Source organism: Streptomyces sp. Inha503 (assembly GCF_047215865.1).
Classification (GTDB): domain Bacteria; phylum Actinomycetota; class Actinomycetes; order Streptomycetales; family Streptomycetaceae; genus Streptomyces; species Streptomyces lycopersici.
Genome location: NZ_CP178360.1, coordinates 4,353,264 through 4,376,467, shown reverse-complemented (window position 1 = coordinate 4,376,467; position 23,204 = coordinate 4,353,264). Strand labels below are relative to the sequence as shown.

Below are 23,204 nucleotides of genomic sequence, written 5' to 3'. Positions count from 1 at the left end.
CGCCGGGGCTCCGCCGCCCCAGGCGCCGGGCCGGGGCTTCGCCCCTTCCCGCAGTATCGATATGGGCCCCGCCACGTGGCGGGGCCCCAGTTTCGGGAAGGGGCGGGTAGGGGGAAGACCCACCCGGCAGCCATAGGGCTCGTGGCGGCTCATCCCCCTACGGCTCGTCGGTTCTCGATTCGAGGTCGCGGCGCGTGTTCTCCCCGTAGACGCCGTCCGGATCGCCCGTGATGTCGTGCTGGTCCTGGTAGCTGGAGACGATCCTCCGCAGTCCCCCGTCGTACTTCCCGTCCGCCACACCGATGTACTGCAACAGCTGGGTCAGCCGCTTCTGGAGCTCGACCACCTCGGGTCCACTGTCGCCCTCGCGGAGCACCGGCGGGCCGGGCGGCTCGGGCGTGTCGGACGGGGTGGAGGTCGGAGCGCCGGACGCGCTCGGGCCGGGCTTCGTCGCCGAGTCGGTCGCGGAGGCCGACGCCGAGGGGCGGGCCGAGCCCGAGGGGCCGCCGCCGTGGCTCGGGGCCGCACCGGCCCGCGCCGAGCCGGACGCCGAGGGGTGGGGCGTCGCACTCGACGAGGGGGAGCCGGACGACGTGCCGGGCCCTTCGGTCGGGAGCTCCTCCTCGGCCGGAGGGCTGACGGTGCTGTCGGCGAGGGTGCGATCGCTCGCGCCGCCGCCGCTGCCGTCCTCCTTGTGGTCACCGCCGAGCAGACCGGTGCCGATCACCAGCGAACCGGCCACCGCCACGGCCGCCGCGCCCGCGAGCACGGCACCCACGACCTTGCGCTTGCTCTTGCGGTGACGGCCGGGGCCAGGGGTGTTTCCGGCGGCGTCGGTGTCGGCGTCGCCGTCGCCGTCGGCCTCGTACCCCTCGTCCCCGCCGGGTCTCTCCTCGACGCGGTCGATCACCCGCGTCTCCTCACCGTCCCCCTTCCCGGTGCTCCCGGTGCTCCCGGCGATCGCGGTGCTCCCGGCGATCCCGGCAATCCCCGTGCTCCCGGGGATCCCGGTGTTTTCCCCCTTCGGTGCCGTCTCCGCCGCCGCCTTCGCCACCCTCTCCGCCTCCTCGAAGAGGCGCAGATCGCGCGGATCGGGGCCGGCCGGGCGCTCCTCCGGGAGCGTCACCTGGGGGATCGGCCGGGTCTGGTCATCGGTCGCACCTGCCGTCGCGGTGGACGCGGCGGCGCGTTCGGCACACGTACAGCCGGGGCGGCCGTTGGCGCGCGCCGGTGCGAAGCAGTGCGGGCAGGACTCTGCCGTCACGGAACTTTCCCTCCCTGGAGTTCGCAGCGATTATGCGCATCCGATCGCCCTCCGCGCAGGTGTTCGCCCGCCGTGCGGACCGGTCCGGCGGGCCGTAACGGGGCATAAAGGTGAGGATGGGATGAGGATGAAGAGGATGAGGATGAAGAGATGAGGAGGGGACGGGAGGGGAGCGAGGAGGAGTCGCCATGGCGCGGGACGCCGGCAGCCCGGCTCCGGCCCCAGGAGGCCCAGGAACCCCCGGCGCCGCGGCCCCCGACCCCGGCCCGGGACGGGACCGGCCGCGGCGCGCGGTCCTCGTGGCGATCGGCGCGCTGCTGCTCGGCATGCTGCTCGCCGCGCTCGATCAGACGATCGTCTCCACCGCGCTGCCCACGATCGTCAGCGACCTCGGCGGCCTGGAGCATCTGTCCTGGGTCGTCACCGCGTATCTCCTCGCCTCGACCGCGGCCACCCCGCTGTGGGGCAAGCTCGGCGACCAGTACGGCCGTAAGAGGCTCTTCCAGACCGCGATCGTCATCTTCCTGATCGGCTCCGCGCTGTGCGGCCTCGCCGGGAACATGGCCGAACTCATCGCCTTCCGCGCGCTCCAGGGGCTGGGCGGCGGCGGCCTCATGGTGCTGTCGATGGCCATCGTCGGCGATATCGTCCCGCCCCGTGACCGCGGCCGCTACCAGGGCCTCTTCGGCGCCGTCTTCAGCGCCGCCAGTGTGCTGGGGCCGCTGCTCGGCGGGGTGTTCGTGGACCGTCTCAGCTGGCGCTGGGTGTTCTACGTCAATCTGCCCCTCGGCATCGTCGCCCTCCTCGTCGTCGCCTCCGTCCTGCACATCCCGGTGCGCCGCACCTCGCACACCATCGACTACCTCGGCACCTTCCTGATCGCCGTGGTGGCCGCCGCCCTGGTGCTGATGACCTCTCTCGGCGGGGTCACCTACGGCTGGGGCTCCTGGCAGATCGTCGGGCTCGCGGTCGTCGGCATGGTGCTGCTGGCCGCCTTCGTACGGGTGGAGACCCGCGCGGCCGAACCCGTGCTGCCGCTCACCCTCTTCCGCAGCCGCACCTTCACGCTCTGCGCGGTCATCGGCTTCATCGTCGGCTTCGCGATGTTCGGCAGCATGACCTACCTGCCGACCTTCCTCCAGATCGTGCAGGGCGTCTCGCCGACCACGTCCGGCCTCCATCTGCTGCCGCTGGTCCTCGGCACGCTGGTCTCCTCCACCGTCTCCGGCCATCTGGTCAGCCGCACCGGCCGCTACAAGGTCTTCCCGGTCCTGGGCACCGCGGTCACCGCCGTCGGGCTGCTGCTGATGCACCAGCTGCGGGAGTCCAGCGGGGTGGCCGAGATGAGCGCGTACTTCTTCGTCTTCGGCTGCGGTCTCGGCCTGGTCATCCAGGTGCTGGTGCTGATCGTGCAGAACTCCGTCCGCTACCAGGACCTGGGCGTCGCCACCTCCGGCGCGACGTTCTTCCGCTCGATCGGCGCCTCGTTCGGCGTCTCCGTCTTCGGCACGATCTTCGCCAACAACCTCGGCCCGCATATCGCCGACGCCCTCGCCGGACGGCGTCTGCCACCCGGAGTCACCCCCGGCGCCCTCACCTCCGACCCCCGCACCCTCGGCCGGCTGCCGCCCGCGGACCAGGCCGCCGTCCGGCACGCGTTCTCCGTCTCCATCACCGACGTCTTCCTGTACGCGGTGCCGGTCGTACTGCTCGCGTTCCTCCTCGCCTGGTACCTCCGGGAGGAGCCGCTGCGCGCCAGCGTCACCGCGCCCGACGGCAGCGAGATACTCGCCAGCAACCCGGTGGAACGCACCTCGCGCGACGAATGCGCCCGCGCGCTGTCCCTGCTGGGCAGCCGGGAGGGCCGCCGGAAGATCTACGTGGACATCACCCGGCGCGCCGGTCTCGACCTCAGCCCCGCCACGAGCTGGATGCTGCTGCGCATCCAGCACTACGGCTCGGTCGAACCCGCGCTGCTCGCCGAGCGCACGCCCGTACCGCTGCGGGCCATCACCGAGGCGGTCCGGCAGATCGAGGCGCGGGGCCTCGGCCGCCGCTACGGGCTGGAGCTGCTCCTCACGGACGACGGCCGCGAGCTCGCGACCAGGCTCTACCGGGCCCGCGAGGCGTCCCTCGCGGAACTGCTGGGCGACTGGTGGTCACCGGACCGCCCGACCGATCTGACCGAGCTGGTGGACGAGTTGGCGCGGGAGCTGTGCGGCTCGGACGCGGAGCGGCCGAGGGAGGGCACGCCCCGCCCGGACCACCGCAGACCACCGCCGCCGCGCGGCCCCTGACCCGGCCCCTGACCCGGCCCCGGACCCTGACCCGGCCCCGGCCCCGGACCCGGACCCGGGCCCGGCACTCGGATCAGCCCAGCTCCTTGGCCATCCAGACCTCGGCGTACGGCCCGTCCGTGAAGGCCGGAACCTCCCGGTAGCCGTGGTGCGCGTACAGCCCGCGGGCCTCGACCAGATCGAGGCGGGTGTCGAGCACGATCCGCCCGGCGCCCAGTTCGCCCGCCGCCGCCTCGACGGCCGCGAGCAGTGCGGCGCCCCCGCCCAGCCCCCGCTTGGCGGGCCGTACGTACACCCGCTTCAGCTCCGCCGTGCGCGCGTCCACCAGCCGCGCCCCCGCACATCCGGCGAGTTCGCCCTCGTGGTGGGCCAGCAGGAACACGCCCTGCGGCGGGGCGAGATCGTCGCTGGGCATCTCGGCGAGCGCCTGCTCGATCTCCTCCGGGGTCGAGTTCCGCGCCTCGTGGAGCTGGTAGTAGCGGTCGGCGACATCGACGAGGTACTCGCGCAGCAGCATGGCCGAGACGGGGTCGTCGACGGGCCGCGCGACGACCGTCCACGCGGGGGAGGCGTGAGCGCGCTCACCGGCTCGGGCATGAGGCGTACTCGTCATGGTCCGCATCCTGGCACCCGCCGCACCTCCGACGCACCGCAGTTTGAGGGACCAAGACCGGGCTACCCGGAGAGAGGAGCCCCCCGAACGCGGAGGGGGAAGCCAGCGGGAAGGCAGAAGCAGACCATGTCAACTGGTGCGATCAGCATCGTGGTTGTCGTCGCGGTCGTCCTCGCGGCCGCGCTCATCATCCGCGTCGTCCGCGCGGGCGCCGGCCGCGGGGAGCGCGCTCTGCGGCGCCGCTTCGGGCCCGAGTACGAACTGAACGTCGCCCAGCACGCGGGCGACACCAAGGCGGCGGCTCGGGAACTCGAGGAACGGCTGCGGCGGTACGGCGATCTGAGGACCGAGCCCCTGTCCGGTGAGCTGCGTGAGCGGTACGTGGCCGAATGGGCCGGTATGCAGGAGATGTTCATCGAGGCCCCGGAACACGCGGTGACCGGCGCCGATCAGCTCCTGGCCCGGCTCGCCCGCGACCGTGGCTATCCGTCGGGCCACTACGAGGAGCAGGTGGCGGCGCTGTCCGTACACCACGCCGACCACGTCCAGGGCTACCGGCAGCTCCACGACACGGCCGCCCGCGCCCGCGAGGGGCGCGCGGACACCGAGGAACTGCGCGAGGCCGTGGTGCACGCCAGGCCGTTCTTCGAGGATCTGGTCAGGCCGCCGCACCATGGCACCCACGGAACCCACGCCACCCCGACCGCCTCCGAGACCGCGCGGCAGCACCACCACCACGGCGAGCGGCGGAGCGGAAGCGGCGTTCGGAGGTGGCTGCCAGGGGCCGGGACCGGGATGCGGACGGGTACCGGTACGGGTACGGGCCATACGCGGTTCGGCCACACCAGGAAGGGCGGCGCCTGGTGACGGACCCGACGGACCCGACGGACCCGACCGATCCGACCGATCCGACGGAGAACGACGGGCAGCGCCGCCATGGGCTGGAGAAGCATGAAGTGGCTCCGCTGCCCCAGCGGCCGCCGGGCAATACGGAGGCGGCGGAGCCGATGACGCCCTGGCACGCGACGATGCCGAAGCACGAGCCGACGAACGGCGGCCGGCCCACGCCGACGAACGGGTCCTCCGCCCAGCCGTCGGGCGAGCCGTCGAACACCCCGAACGGCCCCAGCTTCCCCGTGCTGCCCACGAGCGAGCACGACAAGCTGACCCAGCGACTGCGGTACGCGGTCAGCGGCTTCGTGGACTCCCCACGCGGCGCCGTGGAGGAGGCCGACGCCCTGCTCGTGGAGGTGGTCGCCCGCCTCACCGACCTCCTGGCCGAGCGCCGCGCCACCCTCCGTGCCGCCTGGCACGAGGACGACGCGGCCAGCTCGGCGACGGAGGAGCTGCGTCTGGCGATGCGGGGCTACCGCAATGTGCTGGAGCGCCTCATCAGCATCTGAGTGCCCTACGGGGTGTCGGGCGGACGGGCCTTCGTAAATCGTTCGTGGTGGGGGTGGGGTACGGCCTACCGTGGCGCGGTTGTGGTTACGCGGGGTTCATGGAGGGCCGGGGGCGATGAGGGCGTACAGCGGGTGGGTCGACGAGGGATTCGGCGGCGTCGCGGATGTGTTCGCGCGGAACTTCGAGGAGTTTCCCGAACTCGGGGCGGCCGCCACGGTCTTCGCCGGCGGGCGCAAGGTCGTGGAGCTGTGGGGCGGGGTCGCGGACGAGGGGAGCGGGCGGGGGTGGGAGCGGGACACCGTCGTGCCGGTGTTCTCCTGCGCCAAGGGCCTGGTGAGCGTCTGCGCCCACCTCCTCGCGCAGGAGGGGCGGCTGGACCTCGACGCCCCGGTGAGCCGGTACTGGCCGGAGTTCGGCCGGTACGGCAAGGAGGCCATCACCTGCCGTATGGTCCTCGGACACCGGGCGGGGGTCCCCGTGCTCGACGGGGTGCTGACGTTCGAGGAGATCGCCGACTGGGCGCCGGTGATCCGCGCCGTCGAGGAGCAGACGCCGCTGTGGGAGCCGGACACGGCGTACGAGTACCACGGCCATGTCTTCGGCTTCCTCATCGGTGAGGTCATCCGGCGGATCACCGGGCACACCCCGGGCGCGTACTTCCGCCGGGCCGTGGGGGACCCGCTGGGGCTGCGGGCCTGGATCGGGCTGCCCGGCGCGGAGATGGACGGGCGGGCCCGGCTGGTCGAGGCCGAGGGGCGGCCCGGGATGCCCGGGCCCGAACATTTGCTGACCCGCATCGTGACCATGAACGGCGCGCTGGTCTTCCCCGGTCTCGACGAGCCGCACGGCTGGAACGACCCAGCGCTGCTCGGCATGGAGCTCCCCGGCGCCGGCGCCACCGCGTCGGCGAGCGGGCTCGCCGGGCTGTACGCGGCGGCCGTGACCGGCATCGAGGGCCAACGGCGGCTGCTGGCCCCCGAGACCGTGACGGACGCGGTCCGCGAGGTCTCGTCCGGGAAGGGCTGGCTGGGCTTCGACATGGGGGCGCGCTGGGGCTCGGGTTTTCTGCTGGACTCGCCGTCCTTCCGGCCGATGCTGGGGGAGCGCAGCTTCGGGAACGACGGGGCGGGCGGTCAGTTCGCCTTCGGCGACGACGAGTTCGGGGTGGGCTTCGCGTATGTGGCCAACCGCATGATCGGGCACGGCGATGCCCGTGCTTCTCGTCTTGTCGCCACCGTGCGGAAGTGCTTGGGCGGCTGACCACCCCCCACCCTGCCCCTTCCCGATCCGGGGGCTCCGCCCCCACCCCCACCGGGGCTCCGCCCCGGGCCCCGCTCCTCAATCGCCGGAGGGGCTGGGATGGGCGATGTCCCGCAGCGTTGGTATGCGGCTCCGCCGTGGGGGCAGGGGCTTCGCCCCCGGCCCCTCGGGGTTCGGGGTGGAGCCCCGCCGGGGTCCGGGGATGGAGCCCTTGCGGGTTCGGGGTGGTGCCCCAGCGGGGTCTTTGGGCGGAGCCGCGCCGGGGCCCAGGGCGCAGCCCTTGCGGGGTTTGGGGCGGAGCCCCGGCGGGGTCTGGGGCGGAGCCCCGGTTTCGGGGAGGGGCGGGGAGGGGAACAAGCCCGCCGCAGGCGTCACGGGGCCGCGGACTCCCGCTATGCCGCATCCCACAGGTCGGGGCTGTGCGCCCTCACCCGCGCGCCGATCCGCGCCAGCGCCTCCCCCACCGGCAGTGGGTCCAACCGGCGGCCATCCCGCAGCCGCAGGGCCACCCGGCCGTCGGCCGCCTCCCGGGCGCCCACGACGGCCTGGTACGGGACCAGGCGGGCCTCCCGGACGCGGGCGCCCAGGCTGCCGTCGTCCGGTCCGGCGAGTTCCGCGCGCAGGCCGAGATCATCGCACCGCCGGACGATTTCCTCGGCTCGCGCCAACTCGGCCCCGGAGATCGGCAGGACCACCACCTGAGTGGGGGCCAGCCAGGCGGGGAAGGCCCCGCCGTGCTCCTCGATGAGATGGGCCACGGCCCGCTCCACACTGCCGATGATGCTGCGGTGGACCATGACCGGACGGTGCCGGGCGCCGTCCGGGCCGATGTAGTGGAGATCGAACCGCTCGGGCTGGTGGAAGTCGACCTGGACGGTGGACAGGGTGGATTCCCGGCCCGCGCCGTCGGCGACCTGCACATCGATCTTGGGGCCGTAGAACGCCGCCTCGCCCTCCACCGCCTCGTACGGCAGCCCGGAGCGGTCCAGGACATCGGTCAGCAGGGCGGTCGAGCGGCGCCACAGCTCGGGCGCGGCGACGTACTTGCCGCCGGGGCCCGGGAGGGAGAGCCGATAGCGGGCCGGGGTGATGCCCAGCGCCTCGTACGCCCGGCGGATCATCTCCAGGGCGGCCCCCGCCTCGTCGGCGACCTGGTCCAGGGTGCAGAAGATATGGGCGTCGTTGAGCTGGATGGCCCGGACCCGGGTCAGCCCGCCGAGCACCCCCGACAGCTCCGAGCGGTACATCCCGCCCAACTCGGCCATGCGCAGCGGCAGTTCGCGGTAGCTGCGGCCTCGGGAGCGGAAGATGACCGCATGGTGGGGGCACAGGCTCGGGCGCAGCACGACCTGTTCCGCGCCCAGAGACATCGGGGGGAACATGTCGTCGCTGTAGTGCTGCCAGTGGCCCGACAGCTCGTACAGCTCCCGTTTGCCGAGCACCGGCGAGTACACATGCCGGTAGCCCGCCCGCCGCTCGGCTGCGCGGATGTACTCCTCCAGGGCGTGCCGTACGGTCGCGCCGTCCGGCAGCCAGTACGGCAGGCCCGCGCCGATCAGCGGGTCGGTGTCGAACAGGCCCAGTTCACGGCCCAGCTTGCGGTGGTCGGACATCGCGGTCTCCTCGTCGAAGTCGGCGAGTGACCGCACGGCGAAGCCCCGGGGCACTCGCCCCGGGGCTTCGGATCAGAAGTCGAATCAGAACATCGATCAGCGCGCCGGGACACTCTCCGGCGTCGTCGTCATGGCAGTGGCAGCGCGCTTCATGCCGGTCACCGTAGCAAGGCCCGGCGCGGCCCGCCCGGCAATTTCCCGGGCGTACGCCACGCCGGGCCACGGCCCGCACACCGCGCGGTGTACCCGCTACGCCCCCTCCGGCAGCAGCTCCCCCACCGCGTCCCGCCACGCGGCCCGCGTCGCGACCGCCTGCCGCCACGTACGCACCGCCTTCGGCGGCATCCCGACGGCCAGCACACCGGCCACCCGGTCCCCGGAGCGGTAGACGGCCAGGAACTTCCGCTCCGCCAGCTCGCCCTCCACCACCGCGACCTCCTCGTGCCCGCGCAGATACCCGTGCGCCTGGATGCGGAAGTCGTACTGGTCCGACCAGAAGTACGGCACCGGGGCGAACGGCCGCCGCTCGTCCGGGCGGAGGAGGTTGCGGGCCACGGCCATGCCCTGCTCGGTGGCGTTGGTCCGGTGCTCGATCCGCATCGCCGTGCCGAACAGCGGATTGTGCCAGCGGGCCACGTCCCCCGCGCCGTACACACCCGGCGCGGCGGCGCTGTACTCATCGCACTCCAGGCCGTCGCCCAGGGTGAGCCCGCTGCCCTCCAGCCAGCCGGTGTTGGGCACCGAGCCGATCGCGACCAGCACCTCGTCGGCCTCGACGAGCGTGCCGTCCGTCAGCCGCACCCCGCCGTCGGCCACCTCGGCCACCGCGACCCCGGTACGCAGATCCACACCGTGGTCGTGGTGGGCCTGGGAGAGCATCCGGCCGACCCGCTCGCCGACCGCCGGGGCCAGCGGCACCGGCGCCGGTTCCAGCAGCGTGACCTCCGCGCCCAGCCCCCGCGCGACGGCGGCCGCCTCGGCGCCGAGGAACCCGGCGCCGACCACCGCCAGCCGCCGACCCGGGCCCAGCCGGTCCCGCAGGGCCAGGGCGTCGTCCAGGGTGCGCAGCACATGCGCCCGCTCCCCGCCGTCGCCGGGCAGCCGGCGCGGGCGGACGCCGGTGGCGATGACCAGGCCGTCGTACGGCACCCGCGCCCCATCGGCCAGCGCGACCGTACGGCCCGCGAGGTCGAGCCCGGTCGCGGCGACGCCGAGGCGCAGTTCGAGGCCGAGCGCGTCCAGATCGGCGGGGGTGCGCAGCGGCACCCGGTCGGGTTCCCACTGCCCGCCGAGGATCTGCTTGGACAGTGGCGGCCGGTCGTACGGGTGGTACGGCTCATCGCCGATGAGCGTGAGCGTGCCCTCGTAGCCCTCCCGGCGCAGCGTCTCCGCCGCCGCCAGACCGGCGGCGGAGCCACCGACCACCACCACGTGCTTCAATTCTCGACCACCCGTATCGCCGCCGCCGGGCAGATCACCGCGGACTCCCGCACATCGGCGTGGAGTTCGGGCGCGGGCTGTTCGTCCAGCAGGACCACGATGCCGTCCTCCTCCCGCTGGTCGAACACATCGGGTGCGATCATCACGCACTGACCCGACGCCACACACTTGGGCACATCGACTTCCACACGCATGGTGACTCCCTTGCCTTCGCCGCTGCCGTCCCCGCCGCCTTCGTCGCTCATGACGTCCAGGTGACGGGCAGCTCGTAGACGCCGTAGACCAAACCGTCGTCTTTGAACGGTAGTTGGTCGATTCCGGTGGCCAGCCGCAGGGTGGGGATACGGCGGTAGAGCGTGCCGTAGACCACCTGGAGCTCCATCCGGGCCAGCGGCTGGCCCAGGCACTGGTGGACGCCGAAGCCGAACGCCATGTGGCGGCGGGCGTCGCGGCCGATGTCCAGCCGCTCGGGCTCGGTGAAGACCTCCGTGTCCCAGTTGCCGGTGCCGGTGTAGATGATGATCCCCTCACCGGCGCGGATGGTCTCACCGCCGATCTCGATGTCATCGAGCGCGACCCGGCGGCGGCCGTTGTGCACGATCGTCAGATAGCGCAGCAGCTCCTCGACGGCCCGGGCGATCACCTTCGGGTCCTCGGTCTCCCGCAGGACGGCGAGCTGGTCGGGGTTCTCCAGCAGGGCCACGGTGCCGAGGGCGATCATGTTGGCGGTGGTCTCATGGCCCGCGACCAGCAGCAGTACGCCCATGTTGGCGGCGTCGCGCTGGGTCAGCTCACCGGCCGTGACCCGGGCGGCCAGCTCGGAGAGCATGTCGTCGGCCGGGTGGGCGAGTTTGGCGGCGACCAGCCCGTCCAGATAGTCGGTCAGCGCCTCGTTGGCCCCGACCACCTCCTCGACCGAGGAGTGCCGGTTGATCAGTTTCGAGCTGTTCCGCTGGAAGAAGTCGTGGTCCTCGTACGGCACCCCGAGCAGCTTGCAGATCACCAGCGACGGCAGCGGCAGGGCGAGCGCCCGCACCAGGTCCACCGGGGTCGGCCCGGCCAGCATGGTGTCGATCAGCTCGTCGGTGATCTTCTGGATCTCGGGCCGCATCGCCTCGATCCGCTTGATGGCGAACGGTCCCGTGACCATCCGGCGGATCCGGGCGTGCTCGGGGTCGTCCATGGTGACGAAGGACCGCCGCCGCCCGGCGTTCTCGCGGAAGCCGGCGCTCGCGTGCGGATACCCGGGCCGTGTGCTCTCGGCGCTGACCCGCGGGTCGGCGAGCAGGGCGCGCTGGTCGGCGTACCCGGTCACCAGCCAGGGGGCGCTGCCGTCCCACAGCCGTACGCGCGCGACCGGCCGTTCGGAGTGCAGCGCCCGTGCGGTCGGGGGAGGGTCGAAGGGGCAGCCGGTCGCCCGTGGCATCGGAAACTCCGGAAGCGGTTCTTCCGCCTCGGGCGCGGTCTCTGCCAGCGTCTCGGTCATGTCTCTCCTCGGGTGGGGGTTCCGATGGGAGCGGAGCGTGAACCTTCGGTGGGTCGGTGGGGACGGGTGTCTTGGCGTTACGGGGACGCGAACCTTCGCGTTCCGGGGTCTTCCGGGGCCGTGAACCTTCGCGTTCCGGGGACGTGATGACCAGCGAACCCGGTCGACCTGACTCCCCCCGGTCAGTTTCCTGACGAAACGCTGACAGTGGGGAAGGCCACGGTGACCGTGGTGCCGCGGCCCGGTGCGCTGCTGACGCTCACCTCCCCGCCGTGCCGCTCGACCACCCTCCGCACGATGGTGAGGCCGATGCCGCCGCCCAGCTCGATCCGGCCGTCCTCGTCCTCGTCGCGCGGGGAGGTGAGCCGGGCGATGTCCCGCGGTCCCATGCCGGGCCCCTGGTCGCTGACCGAAAGCTCGACACGTGACGTTCCGCCGATCCCGGCCCCGGTCCCGGTCCCGGCCTCGTCCCCCGTCCCGTTCCCGTCCCCTGTCCCCGTCCCGCTCCCGTCCCCGGCCACCCGGCCGCGTACCGCCACGGTCACCGGGGATCCGGCGGGGGTGTGGCGCAGCGCGTTGTCCAGCAGATTGCGCACGGCGTGCCGCAGCATGCGGTTGTCGGCGACGACGGTCGCCCGGCCGGAGTTCTCGCGGGCGATGGGGCGTTCGGGGTCGAGCAGCCCGAGATCGGCCACAGCCTCGTCCGCCACGTCCCGCAGATCCACCGGCTCCCGCTCCAGCGGCCGTACCCAGGTGACGTCCGCACGGGGGAACACCTGCTGGACCGCCTGGTGCATATGGTCGGCCTCGTCCTGGATCCGGCGCAGGGCGCGCACCATCAGCTCGGGGTCGTCGCTGAGCCCTTGCAGCGGGAGTTCTGCCCAGCCCCGGATGGTGGTGAGGGAGGTGCGCAGCTCGTGCAGCAGGACCTCCAGCCGCTGCTGGCGCTCGTACGTGCTCATCCGGAGGCGAGTCCGCCGAGCCAGTAGCCGAAGCCACGGCGGGTGTGGATCAGGGCGGGTCCGGCCTTGTCGACCTTGTGACGGAGGCGGGAGACCAGCTTCTCGATGGCGTTGTCGCCGTAACGCCGGTGGTCCGCCACCCACAGATGCTCGCCGATCTGCTCCTTGGACAGCACCTGCCCGGCGTTGACCAGCAGATAGCGCAGCAGCCGGAACTCCGCCGGGGTCAGCTCCAGCGCCCGCCGCCCGCGCCGCGCCTGGCGGGTCGTCTCGTCCAGCACCAGATCCGCGTAAGCCGGCGGCGACTCCTCCCGCCGCCGGTTGCGGGTGCGCAGCAGGGCCTGCACCCGGGCCAGCACCTCGGCGATCCGGAACGGCTTGGTGACGTAGTCGTTGCCGCCGATGCCGAGGCCCGTGACCAGCGAGTCGAGCGAGTCGCGGGCGGTGAGGAAGAGCACCGGTGGATGGTTCTCGTCGGCCGCCACCAGGCGTCGGCACACCGTGAAACCGTCCAGATCGGGCAGCATCACATCGAGGATCACCAGATCGGGCCGGTCCCGCCCGACCCGGTCGAGCGCCTCCCCGCCGGTGGCCGCGGTGCCGACCCGGTAACCGGCCAGCTCGAGGGTGGTCGAGAGCAGTTCGGCGATTCTCGATTCATCGTCGACCACCAGGATGCGCTGCCCGTTGCCACGGGCCGGCGCAGGTTTCTCGCTGACACTCCCGTACACGCCATGACAGTACGTGAACCGACCGTTCCGGGGCACCGGGGCCTTGACCGCGACCGATGAGATCCGGACAGGGCGGAGCGGGATGCCTTACCGGATTGTGCGGCATCGCTCAGATAGCATGATCCGAACTCACGACGAGCGCCCCCATCGCCCGCCCTTCACCGGAAAACCGTGCTATCCGGTGCGAAGAGTGACCTACAGCCCACATCGAGCAAATCGGCCAAACAATTGATATCTATAGCATCGCGGATGTTTTCGCGAATAAACAGCCGAATAACGTTCGCCGCGTGGCGCCGGCCACGGACGGTGTTGTGGGCCGCGGCGGGTGTGGTGCTCCTCGGGTTCCTCGTCGCGCTGGAGATCACCGCCCGACGTTACGGCCTGCCGGGGCCGATGACCAATCAGGTGCAAGAGGTGGTATTCGCCCCCAAATCGGGCTTTCTGCTGTATGCCGGTATGGGCTTGATGATGGTGGTGCTCACCTGGCGGGAGCGGTTCATCGCGGCCGGTGTCGCGATCGGCATCGACATCGTCATCTTCCTGGTGCGGTGGGTGGCCGACGCGAAGGTGACCGAAGGGCACCCCTTCGGCAACGGCGCGCTGTGGGTGTTGCTGGGCTGTGCGGTCATCGCGGTCACGCGCCGCACCGGCCGGGAACGCGCCCTGCTGCTGAAGGGCGTCGGGCTGGGGCTGCTGCTGGTGGCGGGCCGTAAGACCGGCGACACCTGGCTGCTCATCACGGCGAAGTCCCGCCCGACGGTGCTCGATCCGTACCTGGCGGCCGCCGATCACGCGCTGGGCAACCCGTCGTGGCTGGCGGGCCGGATCGTCGAGGCCATGGGGCCGATCGGCGCCCATGTTCTCGACTACGTCTATATCCAGCTTCCGGTGGCCGCGGTCGTCGTCTCGATCTATCAACTGCGCAAGGTGTCGGCCGAGCGCCGCTTCCCGCGCCACCATCTGGTGCGCACCTTCCTCGCCATCGGCCTCCTCGGACCGGCCATCTACATGATCTTCCCGGTGGTCGGACCGATCTTCGCCTACGGTGGCGGGGCCTTCGGTACCGGCGGTGAGCACTGGGCGCTGGCCAATCTGTGGCCGCACACGCCGCCGCCCATCAGCGCCCCGCACTCGATGCCGTTCGACGAGATCACGCCACGCAACTGCATGCCCAGTCTGCACACCGCGTGGGCCACCGCGATCTTCATCCATTCCCGCCAGGGCCCACGGATCCTGCGGTTCGCAGGAACGTTCTGGCTGGTCGCCACGCTCGGCGCGACGCTGGGATTCGGCTACCACTACGGCGTGGATCTCGTCGCGGGCGTGGTGTTCGCGCTCACCATCGAGGCGGCGCTGCGCTCGCTCGCACGTGGCTGGGACCGGTCGGGAACCCAGCTGGTCGCCCACGGTGCGGCGGTCTTCGCCGCGCTCCTGGTGGCCTATCGCTATCTGCCGGTGGAGATGGGCAGACATCCATGGGTGTTCGGACCTCTGCTCCTGCTGGCGATGGGCTCGGTGATCCACGGCTATGTGCGGACCACCAGGCTGTGGCAGCCGAAGGCCGCATCCGCGCTGCGACCGGAACCGCAGCCCGAAATGGTGTGAGCCGTGTTGACCGTAAGGCGGCCATGAGACGGCCATGATGCGGCCGTCGACCACATGGCGAGGGCGGTTAGCGACGCGTTAGCCGATCGGCAGGGGATCATCAGCGGCGGTGGACAGCCTTGGTGTCACGGGCCCCCGAAGGACAGGGACGGGGGCCACCCGCGACACAGGGGGGAGTCTCATGTCACGCCGCCGCACCGGACATCACCACGCTCGTAAGGTCGCCGCCGCCGCGGTGGCCGCCGTCGCCGCGTTCGGGCTGACCGCCTGCCAGGGCGACGGCGACACCAAAGCCGGGTCTTCCACCGGCTCCCAGGACGCCGCCTCCCAGGGCTCCGGCTCCCCCGACGCCGAGGCGAAGAACGGCGAGGGCGGCGCGGCAGCCCTGCGAAAGACGGGCCCCAAGCCGCTGCGCGACGGCACGGGCCTCTACCCCCGGGCGATCCGTCTGGAGCACAGCGGGAAGGACAACGGCCGCGTGCTCGCCTCGACCGTCGTCCCCAACGGCGGCAACGGCGTCGGCGCCATCCAGGAGAGCACCGACGGCGGAGCGAACTTCAACCAGGTGGGCACGGTCGCCGACCCCAAGTCCGCCGACGACGGCAAGGGGCTGTGCTGCGCGACCCTCTATGAACTGCCGCAACAGGTCGGTGACATGCCGGCCGGCACGCTGCTCTGGGCCGCCTCATTCGGCCAGGACGAGCCCGAATCCAGCCGCCATATGTCGATACGGGTGTTCAAGAGCACCGACGTGGGCCGCACCTGGAGCCCTCTGTCCACGGTCGCCACCGCGACGAACGCCAAGGGACTGTGGGAGCCGGAGTTCTCCATCGACGCCGATGGCAACCTGGTCTGCCACTACTCCGACGAGACCGATCCGAACCACAGCCAGAAGCTCGTCGCCGTACGCTCGCGGGACGGCGTCTCATGGGACGGCCTGCACGACACCGTCGCCAGCGCCCCGGTCTCCGACCGCCCCGGGATGGCGGTCGTACGGAAGGTGCCGGACGGCAAGTACGTCATGACGTACGAGATCTGCTCCAAGGACCCCAAGTTCTCCTGCGTCGTGCACGTGCGCACCTCCTCCGACGGCTGGGACTGGGGCGACCCCGCCAACCTCGGCACCCGGCCCGAGACGGCCGACGGCAAGTACTTCAGGCACGCGCCGACCCTGGCCTGGGCGCCGGAGGACGGAAATCCGCAGGGCAAGCTGTTGCTGGTGGGACAGGTGATGTACAACGCGGACGGCAGCAAGGCCGAGGGCAGCGGGCGCACCGTCTGGACCAACAGCGAGGGCGGAGAGGGCGCCTGGAAGGAGATTCCGGCCCCCGTCGCCGTGAAGTCCGACAAGGTCGACTTCTGCCCCAACTACAGCTCCAGCCTCCTGCCTTCGGCCGACGGGCGCCAGCTGCTGGAGATCGCGACCGACTACGCCGGGGAAGTGTGCCGCCCGTACCACGCCACGGATGGCATGTGATCGGCGCTCTGGTCCGAGCGTCCGGCCCGGAGACGGCCCGCGCCGTCCTGACTCCGGACCGGTACGCGGACATCGAGGTCCACCGCTGGCAGTTCGGCGGGCGCCCGTCATGACCCGCCCCTCCACGGGGCCCGATCACTCGCGGAGTCGAGAGCGGTACTCGCCCGGGGCCATGCCCCGGGCACGTCGGAAGGCACGGCTGAAGGCGTGCGGAGAGGCGTAGCCGACCGCGCCGGAGATCGACTCGACCGGCTCATCGGTATCGCGGAGCCGGACGGACGCCAGGTCGATGCGCCACTGCGTCATGTACGCGCCCGGCGTCTGTCCGAGGGCGGACCGGAAGTGCCTGGTCAGCGTCGCCCGGGAGACGCTCGTCGCGGCGGCCAGGGTCTCCGTGGTCCAGGGGTGTTCCGGTTGGCCGTGGACACACGCCAGGGCGTCGCGCACGATCGGATCACGCATCGCTCCCAGCCATGAGCCGGACCGCTCCTCCGGGTGGCGGGCCAGCCAGGCGCGTACGAACTGGACGAGCAGAAGGTCGACGATGCTGTTGATGGCGGCGGTGGTGCCGATCTGCGGCTGTGCGAGCTCTGCGGCGAGGAGTTCGACGGTCCTTCTGAGCTGCGCGTTCTGGTGGGCTGTGACGTGCATCGGCCGGGCGAGGGAGGTGAGCACCGGTGTGCTCACCTCCGGGTCCTGCTCATAGTGCAGGACGATCACTTCCGTCTGCACCGGCGCCGAGCCCAGCCGCAGGGCTCGGCCATCGCCAAAGGCCCGGGCCGCCGCCTCACGGTCGCAGGAACCCATCGTCACGCTGGCGCCGCCGGCTATCCCGTGTGCGGTGCCCGGCGACACCAGGACGGCGTCTCCGGCCCGCACCTGAAGAGGTTTCTCGCCCGTGATGTGGAGCCACATCGTGCCACGGGACACCACGTGCAGCGCCGCTCCCGGATAGGAGTCCAGCCACAGGCCCCAGGTTCCTCCGGCCTCCAGCCTGACCCCGAGCGCCCCACGCGCACCCGAAACACGCAAGACCTCCGCCAGCACGTCCATGGGTCCATTCTCGTCCACCGTCGTCCAGGGTTTCAGGCCACGTCGAGAACGACCTTTCCGTGCACCTTCCGCGCGAACAGCGCCCGGACGGCGTCGTCCACGTCCTGCCAGTCGCCGCGCAGTCCGACCGGTGCCGAGAGCCTTCCGGCGGCCATGAGGCCCAGCAGGTCCGTCAGCTCCCCGCTGGTCGGCGTCATGTCGCCGTAGGTGGCGATGGCGCGGGGTTCGCCGAAGCCGAACAAGGCCCCTGACGGGAACGTGGTTTCCTGCCCCGAGGAGTAACCGACCAGGTGGATGGTGCCGCCCTCGGCGAGGGAACTCCACGCCTGGCCCACCAGCGGCCCGCCGACCGTGTCCAGGACGAGGTCGAACCGGTCCTCGGTCTCGGCCAGGTCGGTCAGGACCTCGTCGGCGCCGAGTTCCCGGAGTCCGGCGGCCCGGTCCGGCGAACCGACGAGTGCCGTCACCCGGGCGCCCGCCAGCGCCGCCAGCTGGACGGCGAAGTGCCCCACGCCCCCGCTGGCGCCGGTGACCAGGACGTTGCGCGCCAGCAGGGAACGCTTGCGCAGTACCCGCAACGCGGTGACTCCGGCGATCCCCAGCGCGGCGGCGTCGGCCAGGTCCACGCCCTCGGGGACGGTGCCGAGCGAGGCGGGGCTGACCGCCACCCGCTCCGCCCACGCGTGGGGAGCCATTCCCACCGCGACGCGCGCACCCTCGGGCGGCCCCGAACCGTCGGATGCGGCGCGCACCACGACGCCGGCCGCGTCGTGACCGTGCACAGTGCCGGCCGGCCACTGGTGCACGTAATTCAGCTCTCCGAAGTTGAGACCGATGTGCCGTATCTCGACCAACGCCTCGTTGCTGGACGGCACGGGCTCATCGACATCGGCGAACCGGACGGGTCCGGCCTCGCCGTGATCGACCACAAGGGCGCGCATGGATGTGTTTCCTTCTCTCGTGGATGCGCCTGAACACTCGGCGCGGTACGCAAAACCCTTACGCACGGCCAGGACAGCGGCCAGTCCCGTGAGAATCAATCAGTTGACGATCTGTGTCAGCACGACTCGCGTATCACAGCGTGAAGGGGTCCTCATCGAGCTTTTCCGCCAGGTGCTCAAGAGTGTCCGTAAGGCTGGTCGGCGCACCGTTCAGCGTTTCGCGCCGCTTGGCGACGTTACCGATGAGGCGGAGGGTCCGTCCTGAGGAGATTCCGGGTGCGGCGGTGACCAGGGACCTGATGACGTCTTCCGCGTCGCGCCAGGCATTGACGTCCAGTAGGCATTGGGCGAGCCGTGCGACTCGCTCGCTTGAGTAGCCAGTCGTGACGTCACGCCCTGGTTGTACGGATTGCAGTAGCCGCTCGATGGCTTTCCCCACGTCACCTGCGATCTGAAGTGTGTGACCCCACTGGCGGTCAATCTCCCCGCTAGTCAACCACCATGCCCAGGCCGGTTCGCCGACATCGTTACTGTTCTCGATGAGCGACCGGGCGCGTTCGAGCGACTCGGTCGCGTCCGACGTACGGCCCGTGCCAACCAGCCCCTTGGCCTCACGGATGCGGAACATTGCTTCGACGCGCGGGGACAGCCGTCTACGGTTGAGTACCGACCGGGCGATGGACAGCGCCTCCTGGTTCCGTCCACGCCATTCACTCTGCATCGCCATGTTCTGTAGCGTCAGCAATTCGATGGAGCGATCCCCGGAGACATTGGCGAGCAATAGGGCCTCATGGTTGAAGCGCTGGGCGGCGTCGTCTCTTTCCGCGTCCCAAAGAACCCAGCCCGCGACTTCGGCGAGTTCCGCAGCCGCCGACTGAATGTCGCGCTCGTACCGGGGATCGTAGTCTCCGGCCCCGAGCCGCCGATGCACGATCTTGAACGCACGGCCCGCGGGCTCCGCGATGGATACCCCGCTGAGTTCGTTGTCCAGGACGACCAGCCGATGGGAAGTCTCGCGGATGGCCTGTGCGAAGTCGGCTCCGCGTGCCTCGTTGAGCTTGAGCATCCGATCAGCGATGGACGGTGATTCAGTCGCTTCCGGTGATTCCGCTGGTGGTGCTACTCGTACCGCGATTTCGGCGAGTTCCCCGTTTGTCTCGAGCAGTTTGTCCAGCGCCGTCACGAGTTGCGTCGACGGCTGCTGTTTCCCGGAGAGCACGCGGGACAGGTAGGCGTGGTCGTAGTTCAGGTGGCGGGCGACCGCTCGCACGCTCATGTTCCGGTCACGGATCAGGTCGCGGACTCTCTGGCTGAACTCCCCGCTGTTCATGGTGACCAGGGTACGGCTTGTCACCGCGCAGTCACCAGGTGATCACCAACTGCGACCGCACATGCCCGGTTGTCTTTGACGTACGTAAGGACCGCTGACGGGAGCGACAACATGTCGGACACGTTGAAGGGCCGCGCGATGATGACCATGCGCGTGTCGCGGGACGGCGGAAGGACCTATGGGCCAACGCTGGTGGTCAGGACCACCGAGCCCCTGAGGCCGATTGAGACATCGGTGTGGCCGCCGTGCCAGTGCCCCCGATGTGCATCGGGGCACGTGAGCACCCGTCAGCCCTTATGACGGGTGCCACACAAAACCGCCGGCCCCCTGGCCAGGGCCAGGGGGCCGGCGGTGGTGGCGAGGGGTCCGGGGATCAGCCCTGCTTGGGTGCGGCCTGCTGGACGACCTCGAAGGACCACAGCGTGGAGCCGGACGCGGCGGGCTTCTGCTGCGGAGCGTCCTCGCCGCCGCGCTGGTGGGCCGCCTTCATCGGGCCCTCCATCCACGCCTGGAAGTCCTCCTCGCTGCGCCAGCGCGTGTAGACGAGGTACTGGTCAGTCCCCTCGACCGGGCGTAGCAGCTCGAACCACTCGAAGCCGTCGGAGTTCTCGACCGTCCCGGCCCGTGAGGCGAAGCGCTTCTCCAGCACCTCGCGCTGCTCCTCCGGGACCGCCAGCACATTGATCTTGACGATGCTCATGTCCACCATCCTGCCGCATCACCGGGGAAGGCCGCGGGCTACGACGCCGGGGCCTGTCAGGCGGACCGGACACGCCGCAGAGCGGATCGAGGCCCCGCCCATCCCGGCACGGGCGCCCACCGGCCGCGGTGTGACCGGTGCGGCGGCGGACCGTACGGCGACTGCCAGGCGGGCCGGTCGGTCCGACCCGGGCCGCCCGTGTCGCGGCGACGTACGACGGGGTCCCGGAGCAGTTCGGCTATCAGTGTGGGCACAATCGCCCAGTTTTTGGACATACAGTTACACCGGTTCCAGTGAGAAGACCGCAGCGAAAGGGAGCACGGCGCACAGGTGCGACGCGCGACGGATCAGCGCTTGGGGGGTCTCACTTGGTGTACATCGGCACGTCCTTGACGGGGTGACGGTGGGCTGGAGCACGCTAACGCACACCGGAGTGCGGCTCCACTGATTTTCGGGCGGTCAACGGCGCTTGAAGGCGGCGGTCAGTGGGTGATGACGACCTTGCCGAAGCGTGGGCCCTTCTCGAAGTACGCGAACGCCTCCGGGGCCTCCTCGAAGGGGAAGACGCGGTCGATGACGGGCCGGAGCCGGTGCTGGGCGATGGCCTTGTTCATCCGTTCGAAGTCGCTCCGGCTGCCGACGCTGATCGACCGGAGGGTCGCGGCGCGACGGAAGAACCGCGTCACGTCCATGCCGCCGCCCGCCGCCAGATTGCCGACGAGGGCGATCTGACCGCCGTGGGCGACGGCGTCGATGGACTGGGAGAGCGTTCCGGCGCCGCCGATCTCGACGACGCGGTCAGCGCCACCGCCGGTGAGTTCCCGTACTCGCGCGCCCCACTCCGGTGTGCTGGTGTAGTCGACGACATCGGACGCACCGAGAGCGCCGAGGCGCCTGGCCTTGGCGTCGCTGGACGTCGTGGCCAGGACGCGGGCGCCGGCCAGGCGGGCGAATTGCAGCGCGAAGACCGATACCCCGCCCGAGCCCTGAACCAGGAGAGCGTCCCCCGGGCCGATGCCGCTCACGGCCGACCACGCGGTGAGCGCGGCGCACGGAAGCGTGGCGGCTTCCTCGAAGGACAGCTGGTCCGGCACGGCGACCAGGCTCTGTTCGTCGAGGGCCAGGTATTCGGTGAGCCAGCCGTCGCGGTGCGTGCCGCGCAACTGCCCCCACTCAGGGAACGGGCCGTACAGCCAGGTCGGATGGAAGGTACCCACGACACGGTCTCCCACTCGGAACCGCGAGACCCCGTCCCCGACGGCCTCCACGACGCCCGCGCCGTCGGAGAGCGGGATGCGCCCCGGCGGCACGTCGACGGAGTACCGGCCGGTGACGATGAGCAGATCGCGTGCGTTGAGGGAGCTGGCCTTCACTCGTACGAGTACTTCGCCCGCTGCCGGGCTCGGCACCGGGCGCTCCGCCGAGGTGACCCGGCCACCGTCCGCTCCCACCTGAAATGTTCGCACTTCCCACCCTTCGTTCGTATGGAGCCTCCACGGTAGGCGCGCCCGGCTGGACGATCTGTATCTTGGCGTCCATTGTTTGACGCAGATCGTCCAGGAGAGGCCAGGAGAGGCCAGGAGGGTTCAGGGGAGTGGGAATGGATCCGATTGACGATCTCCTCGCCACGATGAAGATCGAGGACGCGCGGTACGTACGGGTGGACGCCCGTGCGCCCTGGGGAATCTCATTCCCTCCCCGGCACCTCGCCCGGCTGGTCCTGATCTCCCGTGGCGCGTGCCGGCTCGTCGCGGACACGCTCGCCGGGCCGCAACGGCTGGAGACGAACGACTGCTTCCTCGTCCGCGCGGGGGTGAGGTTCACGCTTCAGGACGAGGAGGGCAGCGAGGTCGTCGACTGCGACGGCCTGGTCTCCCAGGCTCCGGGCAACGTGGCGCGGGTCGGGGGCGACGGTGAGCTCACGCGGATCGTCTCCACCCGATTCGCCTTCGACGCCGTGGCGGCAGAACCGCTCTTCGCGCTCCTGCCGCCGGTGTTCCGGCTGAACCTGGACGACGCGTCCAGCCAACTCCTGCGCACCACGTTCGACCTCATCGCGCGGGAGAGCGCGGCGGGCGGGCTCGGTGGTGGCTTCATCATGAGCCGGCTGTCCGATGTGCTCTTCGTCCAGGCGCTGCGGACCTGTTGTACGGATGTCGGCGGCGGGACCGTCGGCTGGATCGCCGCGCTGCGGGACCCGCGGCTGGCGGTCGCCATGGAGGAGCTGCACGCGGACCTGGCCCATCCGTGGACGGTCGACGAACTCGCCCGCACGGCGGGGATGTCACGCTCGGCGTTCGCCGCCCTGTTCAAGGAGAGGACGGGGGACACCCCGCTGGGCTACCTCACGGCATGGCGCATGTACCGGGTCAAGGTCCTGCTCCGCGAGACGCCGCTGAGTGTCCAGGAGATCGCCGTCCGCGTCGGATACGACACCGGCAGCGCGTTGAGCCGTGCCTTCTCGGGCAGGGAGGGCGTCACCCCCGGCGCCTGGCGGAAGCTGAGGGGCCTCTGAATCGTCATGGCCATTGAGCCCTCATGGCCATTGAGCCCTCATGGCCTTGGCGCCGGGCCCTCAGCCGTGCAGCCGCAAGCCCTTCGTCACCTTGTCCACCTGGCCGCGCGGCCCGTAGACCGCGAGGCCCACCAGGTTCAGGGTGTCGGCCTCGACGGCGCGGACCGTGGCGCGGTTGTCGTCCTCGTTGTCGGTGGCGAATAGCTCCTCGGTGTAGAGGGACATCGCCAGGTCGCGGGAGAGGGCGCGGGCGTGGGTGCGGGTGAGGGCGGGGGCGTCGGCGGTGTAGACGAGGACCGGTTCGCGGAACATCGGAAGGTAGACATTGCCCGAGGCGTCCTCGTACGGCTTGCCGACGATCTCGTCCGAGGCGTGCGCCAGGCCGCTGGAGAGGAAGGCGGTCACGTTCAGCTTCTGCCAGTCGGCGAGGTCGGAGCGGACAATGACGGCGATCTTGGTGTCGAAGCGCATGCCGTCACTCTCGCCACTGCCGCGACCTGCGGTCTTGAACGC

The 23,204-nt window shown here is 71.1% G+C and carries 21 protein-coding genes; 7 read left to right on the top strand and 14 right to left on the bottom strand.

Features of this window, described 5'->3' with window-relative positions; genetic code table 11:
- Positions 1–157: 157 nt before the first annotated feature.
- Positions 158–1,264: a peptidoglycan-binding domain-containing protein gene (locus ACJX2R_RS18255; protein WP_413100996.1), complete on the bottom strand. Its 1,107-nt coding sequence runs from the start codon at positions 1,262–1,264 to the stop codon at positions 158–160.
- A gap of 188 nt (positions 1,265–1,452) precedes the next feature.
- On the opposite strand from ACJX2R_RS18255, the gene ACJX2R_RS18250 reads away from it, so the two are divergent.
- Positions 1,453–3,561 carry an MFS transporter gene (locus ACJX2R_RS18250; protein WP_413100995.1) on the top strand — a complete coding sequence of 703 codons (2,109 nt, stop codon included), beginning with the start codon at positions 1,453–1,455 and terminating at the stop codon, positions 3,559–3,561.
- 73 nt (positions 3,562–3,634) lie between these two features.
- Here the strand turns inward: ACJX2R_RS18250 and ACJX2R_RS18245 are convergent, their stop codons facing one another.
- On the bottom strand, positions 3,635–4,174 hold the full coding sequence (locus tag ACJX2R_RS18245) for a GNAT family N-acetyltransferase (protein ID WP_413100994.1): 540 nt from the start codon (positions 4,172–4,174) through the stop codon (positions 3,635–3,637).
- 126 nt (positions 4,175–4,300) lie between these two features.
- Here ACJX2R_RS18245 and ACJX2R_RS18240 point away from each other — a divergent pair, with 126 nt between their 5' ends.
- The 3 genes from ACJX2R_RS18240 (at position 4,301) to ACJX2R_RS18230 (ending at position 6,838) form a co-directional block, all read left to right on the top strand.
- Entirely contained in the window at positions 4,301–5,041 is a 741-nt protein-coding gene (locus ACJX2R_RS18240) for a hypothetical protein (protein WP_413100993.1), read from the top strand.
- Positions 5,038–5,577, top strand: a complete 540-nt coding sequence (locus ACJX2R_RS18235) for a hypothetical protein (protein ID WP_413100992.1) — start codon at positions 5,038–5,040, stop codon at positions 5,575–5,577. Before ACJX2R_RS18240 ends, ACJX2R_RS18235 begins: the two co-directional genes overlap by 4 nt.
- A 115-nt stretch (positions 5,578–5,692) precedes the next feature.
- The gene (locus ACJX2R_RS18230) at positions 5,693–6,838 is read left to right on the top strand and encodes a serine hydrolase domain-containing protein (RefSeq protein WP_413100991.1); all 1,146 of its coding nucleotides are present in this window, start codon (positions 5,693–5,695) and stop codon (positions 6,836–6,838) included.
- A gap of 392 nt (positions 6,839–7,230) precedes the next feature.
- Here ACJX2R_RS18230 and thrS read toward each other — a convergent pair whose 3' ends face one another.
- The 6 genes from thrS to ACJX2R_RS18200 all read right to left on the bottom strand — a co-directional run bounded on the left by thrS (position 7,231) and on the right by ACJX2R_RS18200 (position 13,070).
- The gene (thrS, locus tag ACJX2R_RS18225) at positions 7,231–8,487 is read right to left on the bottom strand and encodes a threonine--tRNA ligase (RefSeq protein WP_413100990.1); all 1,257 of its coding nucleotides are present in this window, start codon (positions 8,485–8,487) and stop codon (positions 7,231–7,233) included.
- 213 nt (positions 8,488–8,700) lie between these two features.
- The gene (locus tag ACJX2R_RS18220; protein WP_413100989.1) at positions 8,701–9,891 is read right to left on the bottom strand and encodes an NAD(P)/FAD-dependent oxidoreductase; all 1,191 of its coding nucleotides are present in this window, start codon (positions 9,889–9,891) and stop codon (positions 8,701–8,703) included.
- Entirely contained in the window at positions 9,888–10,085 is a 198-nt protein-coding gene (locus tag ACJX2R_RS18215) for a ferredoxin (RefSeq protein ID WP_413105888.1), read from the bottom strand. Before ACJX2R_RS18215 ends, ACJX2R_RS18220 begins: the two co-directional genes overlap by 4 nt.
- 47 nt (positions 10,086–10,132) lie before the next feature.
- Entirely contained in the window at positions 10,133–11,377 is a 1,245-nt protein-coding gene (locus tag ACJX2R_RS18210) for a cytochrome P450 (RefSeq protein ID WP_413100988.1), read from the bottom strand.
- Positions 11,378–11,559: 182 nt separating this feature from the next.
- Positions 11,560–12,339, bottom strand: a complete 780-nt coding sequence (locus ACJX2R_RS18205) for a sensor histidine kinase (protein ID WP_413100987.1) — start codon at positions 12,337–12,339, stop codon at positions 11,560–11,562.
- The gene (locus tag ACJX2R_RS18200) at positions 12,336–13,070 is read right to left on the bottom strand and encodes a response regulator transcription factor (protein ID WP_413100986.1); all 735 of its coding nucleotides are present in this window, start codon (positions 13,068–13,070) and stop codon (positions 12,336–12,338) included. The genes ACJX2R_RS18205 and ACJX2R_RS18200 overlap by 4 nt, the downstream gene beginning before the upstream one ends.
- A 249-nt stretch (positions 13,071–13,319) precedes the next feature.
- On the opposite strand from ACJX2R_RS18200, the gene ACJX2R_RS18195 reads away from it, so the two are divergent.
- Together ACJX2R_RS18195 and ACJX2R_RS18190 are read left to right on the top strand one after the other, a co-directional pair.
- Entirely contained in the window at positions 13,320–14,675 is a 1,356-nt protein-coding gene (locus tag ACJX2R_RS18195) for a phosphatase PAP2 family protein (protein ID WP_413100985.1), read from the top strand.
- Between the two features lie 181 nt (positions 14,676–14,856).
- The gene (locus ACJX2R_RS18190) at positions 14,857–16,152 is read left to right on the top strand and encodes a sialidase family protein (protein ID WP_413100984.1); all 1,296 of its coding nucleotides are present in this window, start codon (positions 14,857–14,859) and stop codon (positions 16,150–16,152) included.
- Between the two features lie 135 nt (positions 16,153–16,287).
- On the opposite strand, the gene ACJX2R_RS18185 is transcribed toward ACJX2R_RS18190, so the two are convergent.
- The 5 genes from ACJX2R_RS18185 to ACJX2R_RS18165 form a co-directional block, all read right to left on the bottom strand.
- Positions 16,288–17,205, bottom strand: a complete 918-nt coding sequence (locus ACJX2R_RS18185; RefSeq protein ID WP_413100983.1) for a cupin domain-containing protein — start codon at positions 17,203–17,205, stop codon at positions 16,288–16,290.
- A gap of 32 nt (positions 17,206–17,237) precedes the next feature.
- Complete coding sequence (locus tag ACJX2R_RS18180; protein WP_413100982.1) at positions 17,238–18,146, bottom strand: zinc-binding dehydrogenase; 909 nt, start codon at positions 18,144–18,146, stop codon at positions 17,238–17,240.
- Between the two features lie 133 nt (positions 18,147–18,279).
- Positions 18,280–19,476, bottom strand: coding sequence for a helix-turn-helix domain-containing protein (locus ACJX2R_RS18175; protein ID WP_413100981.1), 1,197 nt, complete (start codon positions 19,474–19,476; stop codon positions 18,280–18,282).
- 373 nt (positions 19,477–19,849) lie between these two features.
- Positions 19,850–20,176: an antibiotic biosynthesis monooxygenase family protein gene (locus ACJX2R_RS18170; protein ID WP_262703744.1), complete on the bottom strand. Its 327-nt coding sequence runs from the start codon at positions 20,174–20,176 to the stop codon at positions 19,850–19,852.
- A 482-nt stretch (positions 20,177–20,658) separates the two neighbouring features.
- A complete protein-coding gene (locus ACJX2R_RS18165) occupies positions 20,659–21,642 on the bottom strand; it encodes a zinc-dependent alcohol dehydrogenase family protein (RefSeq protein WP_413100980.1) in 984 nt (327 codons plus the stop codon).
- A 134-nt stretch (positions 21,643–21,776) separates the two neighbouring features.
- Here ACJX2R_RS18165 and ACJX2R_RS18160 point away from each other — a divergent pair, with 134 nt between their 5' ends.
- Positions 21,777–22,691, top strand: coding sequence for an AraC family transcriptional regulator (locus tag ACJX2R_RS18160; protein WP_413100979.1), 915 nt, complete (start codon positions 21,777–21,779; stop codon positions 22,689–22,691).
- 60 nt (positions 22,692–22,751) lie between these two features.
- Here ACJX2R_RS18160 and ACJX2R_RS18155 read toward each other — a convergent pair whose 3' ends face one another.
- Positions 22,752–23,162 carry a DUF2000 family protein gene (locus tag ACJX2R_RS18155; protein ID WP_413100978.1) on the bottom strand — a complete coding sequence of 137 codons (411 nt, stop codon included), beginning with the start codon at positions 23,160–23,162 and terminating at the stop codon, positions 22,752–22,754.
- Positions 23,163–23,204 lie beyond the last annotated feature (42 nt).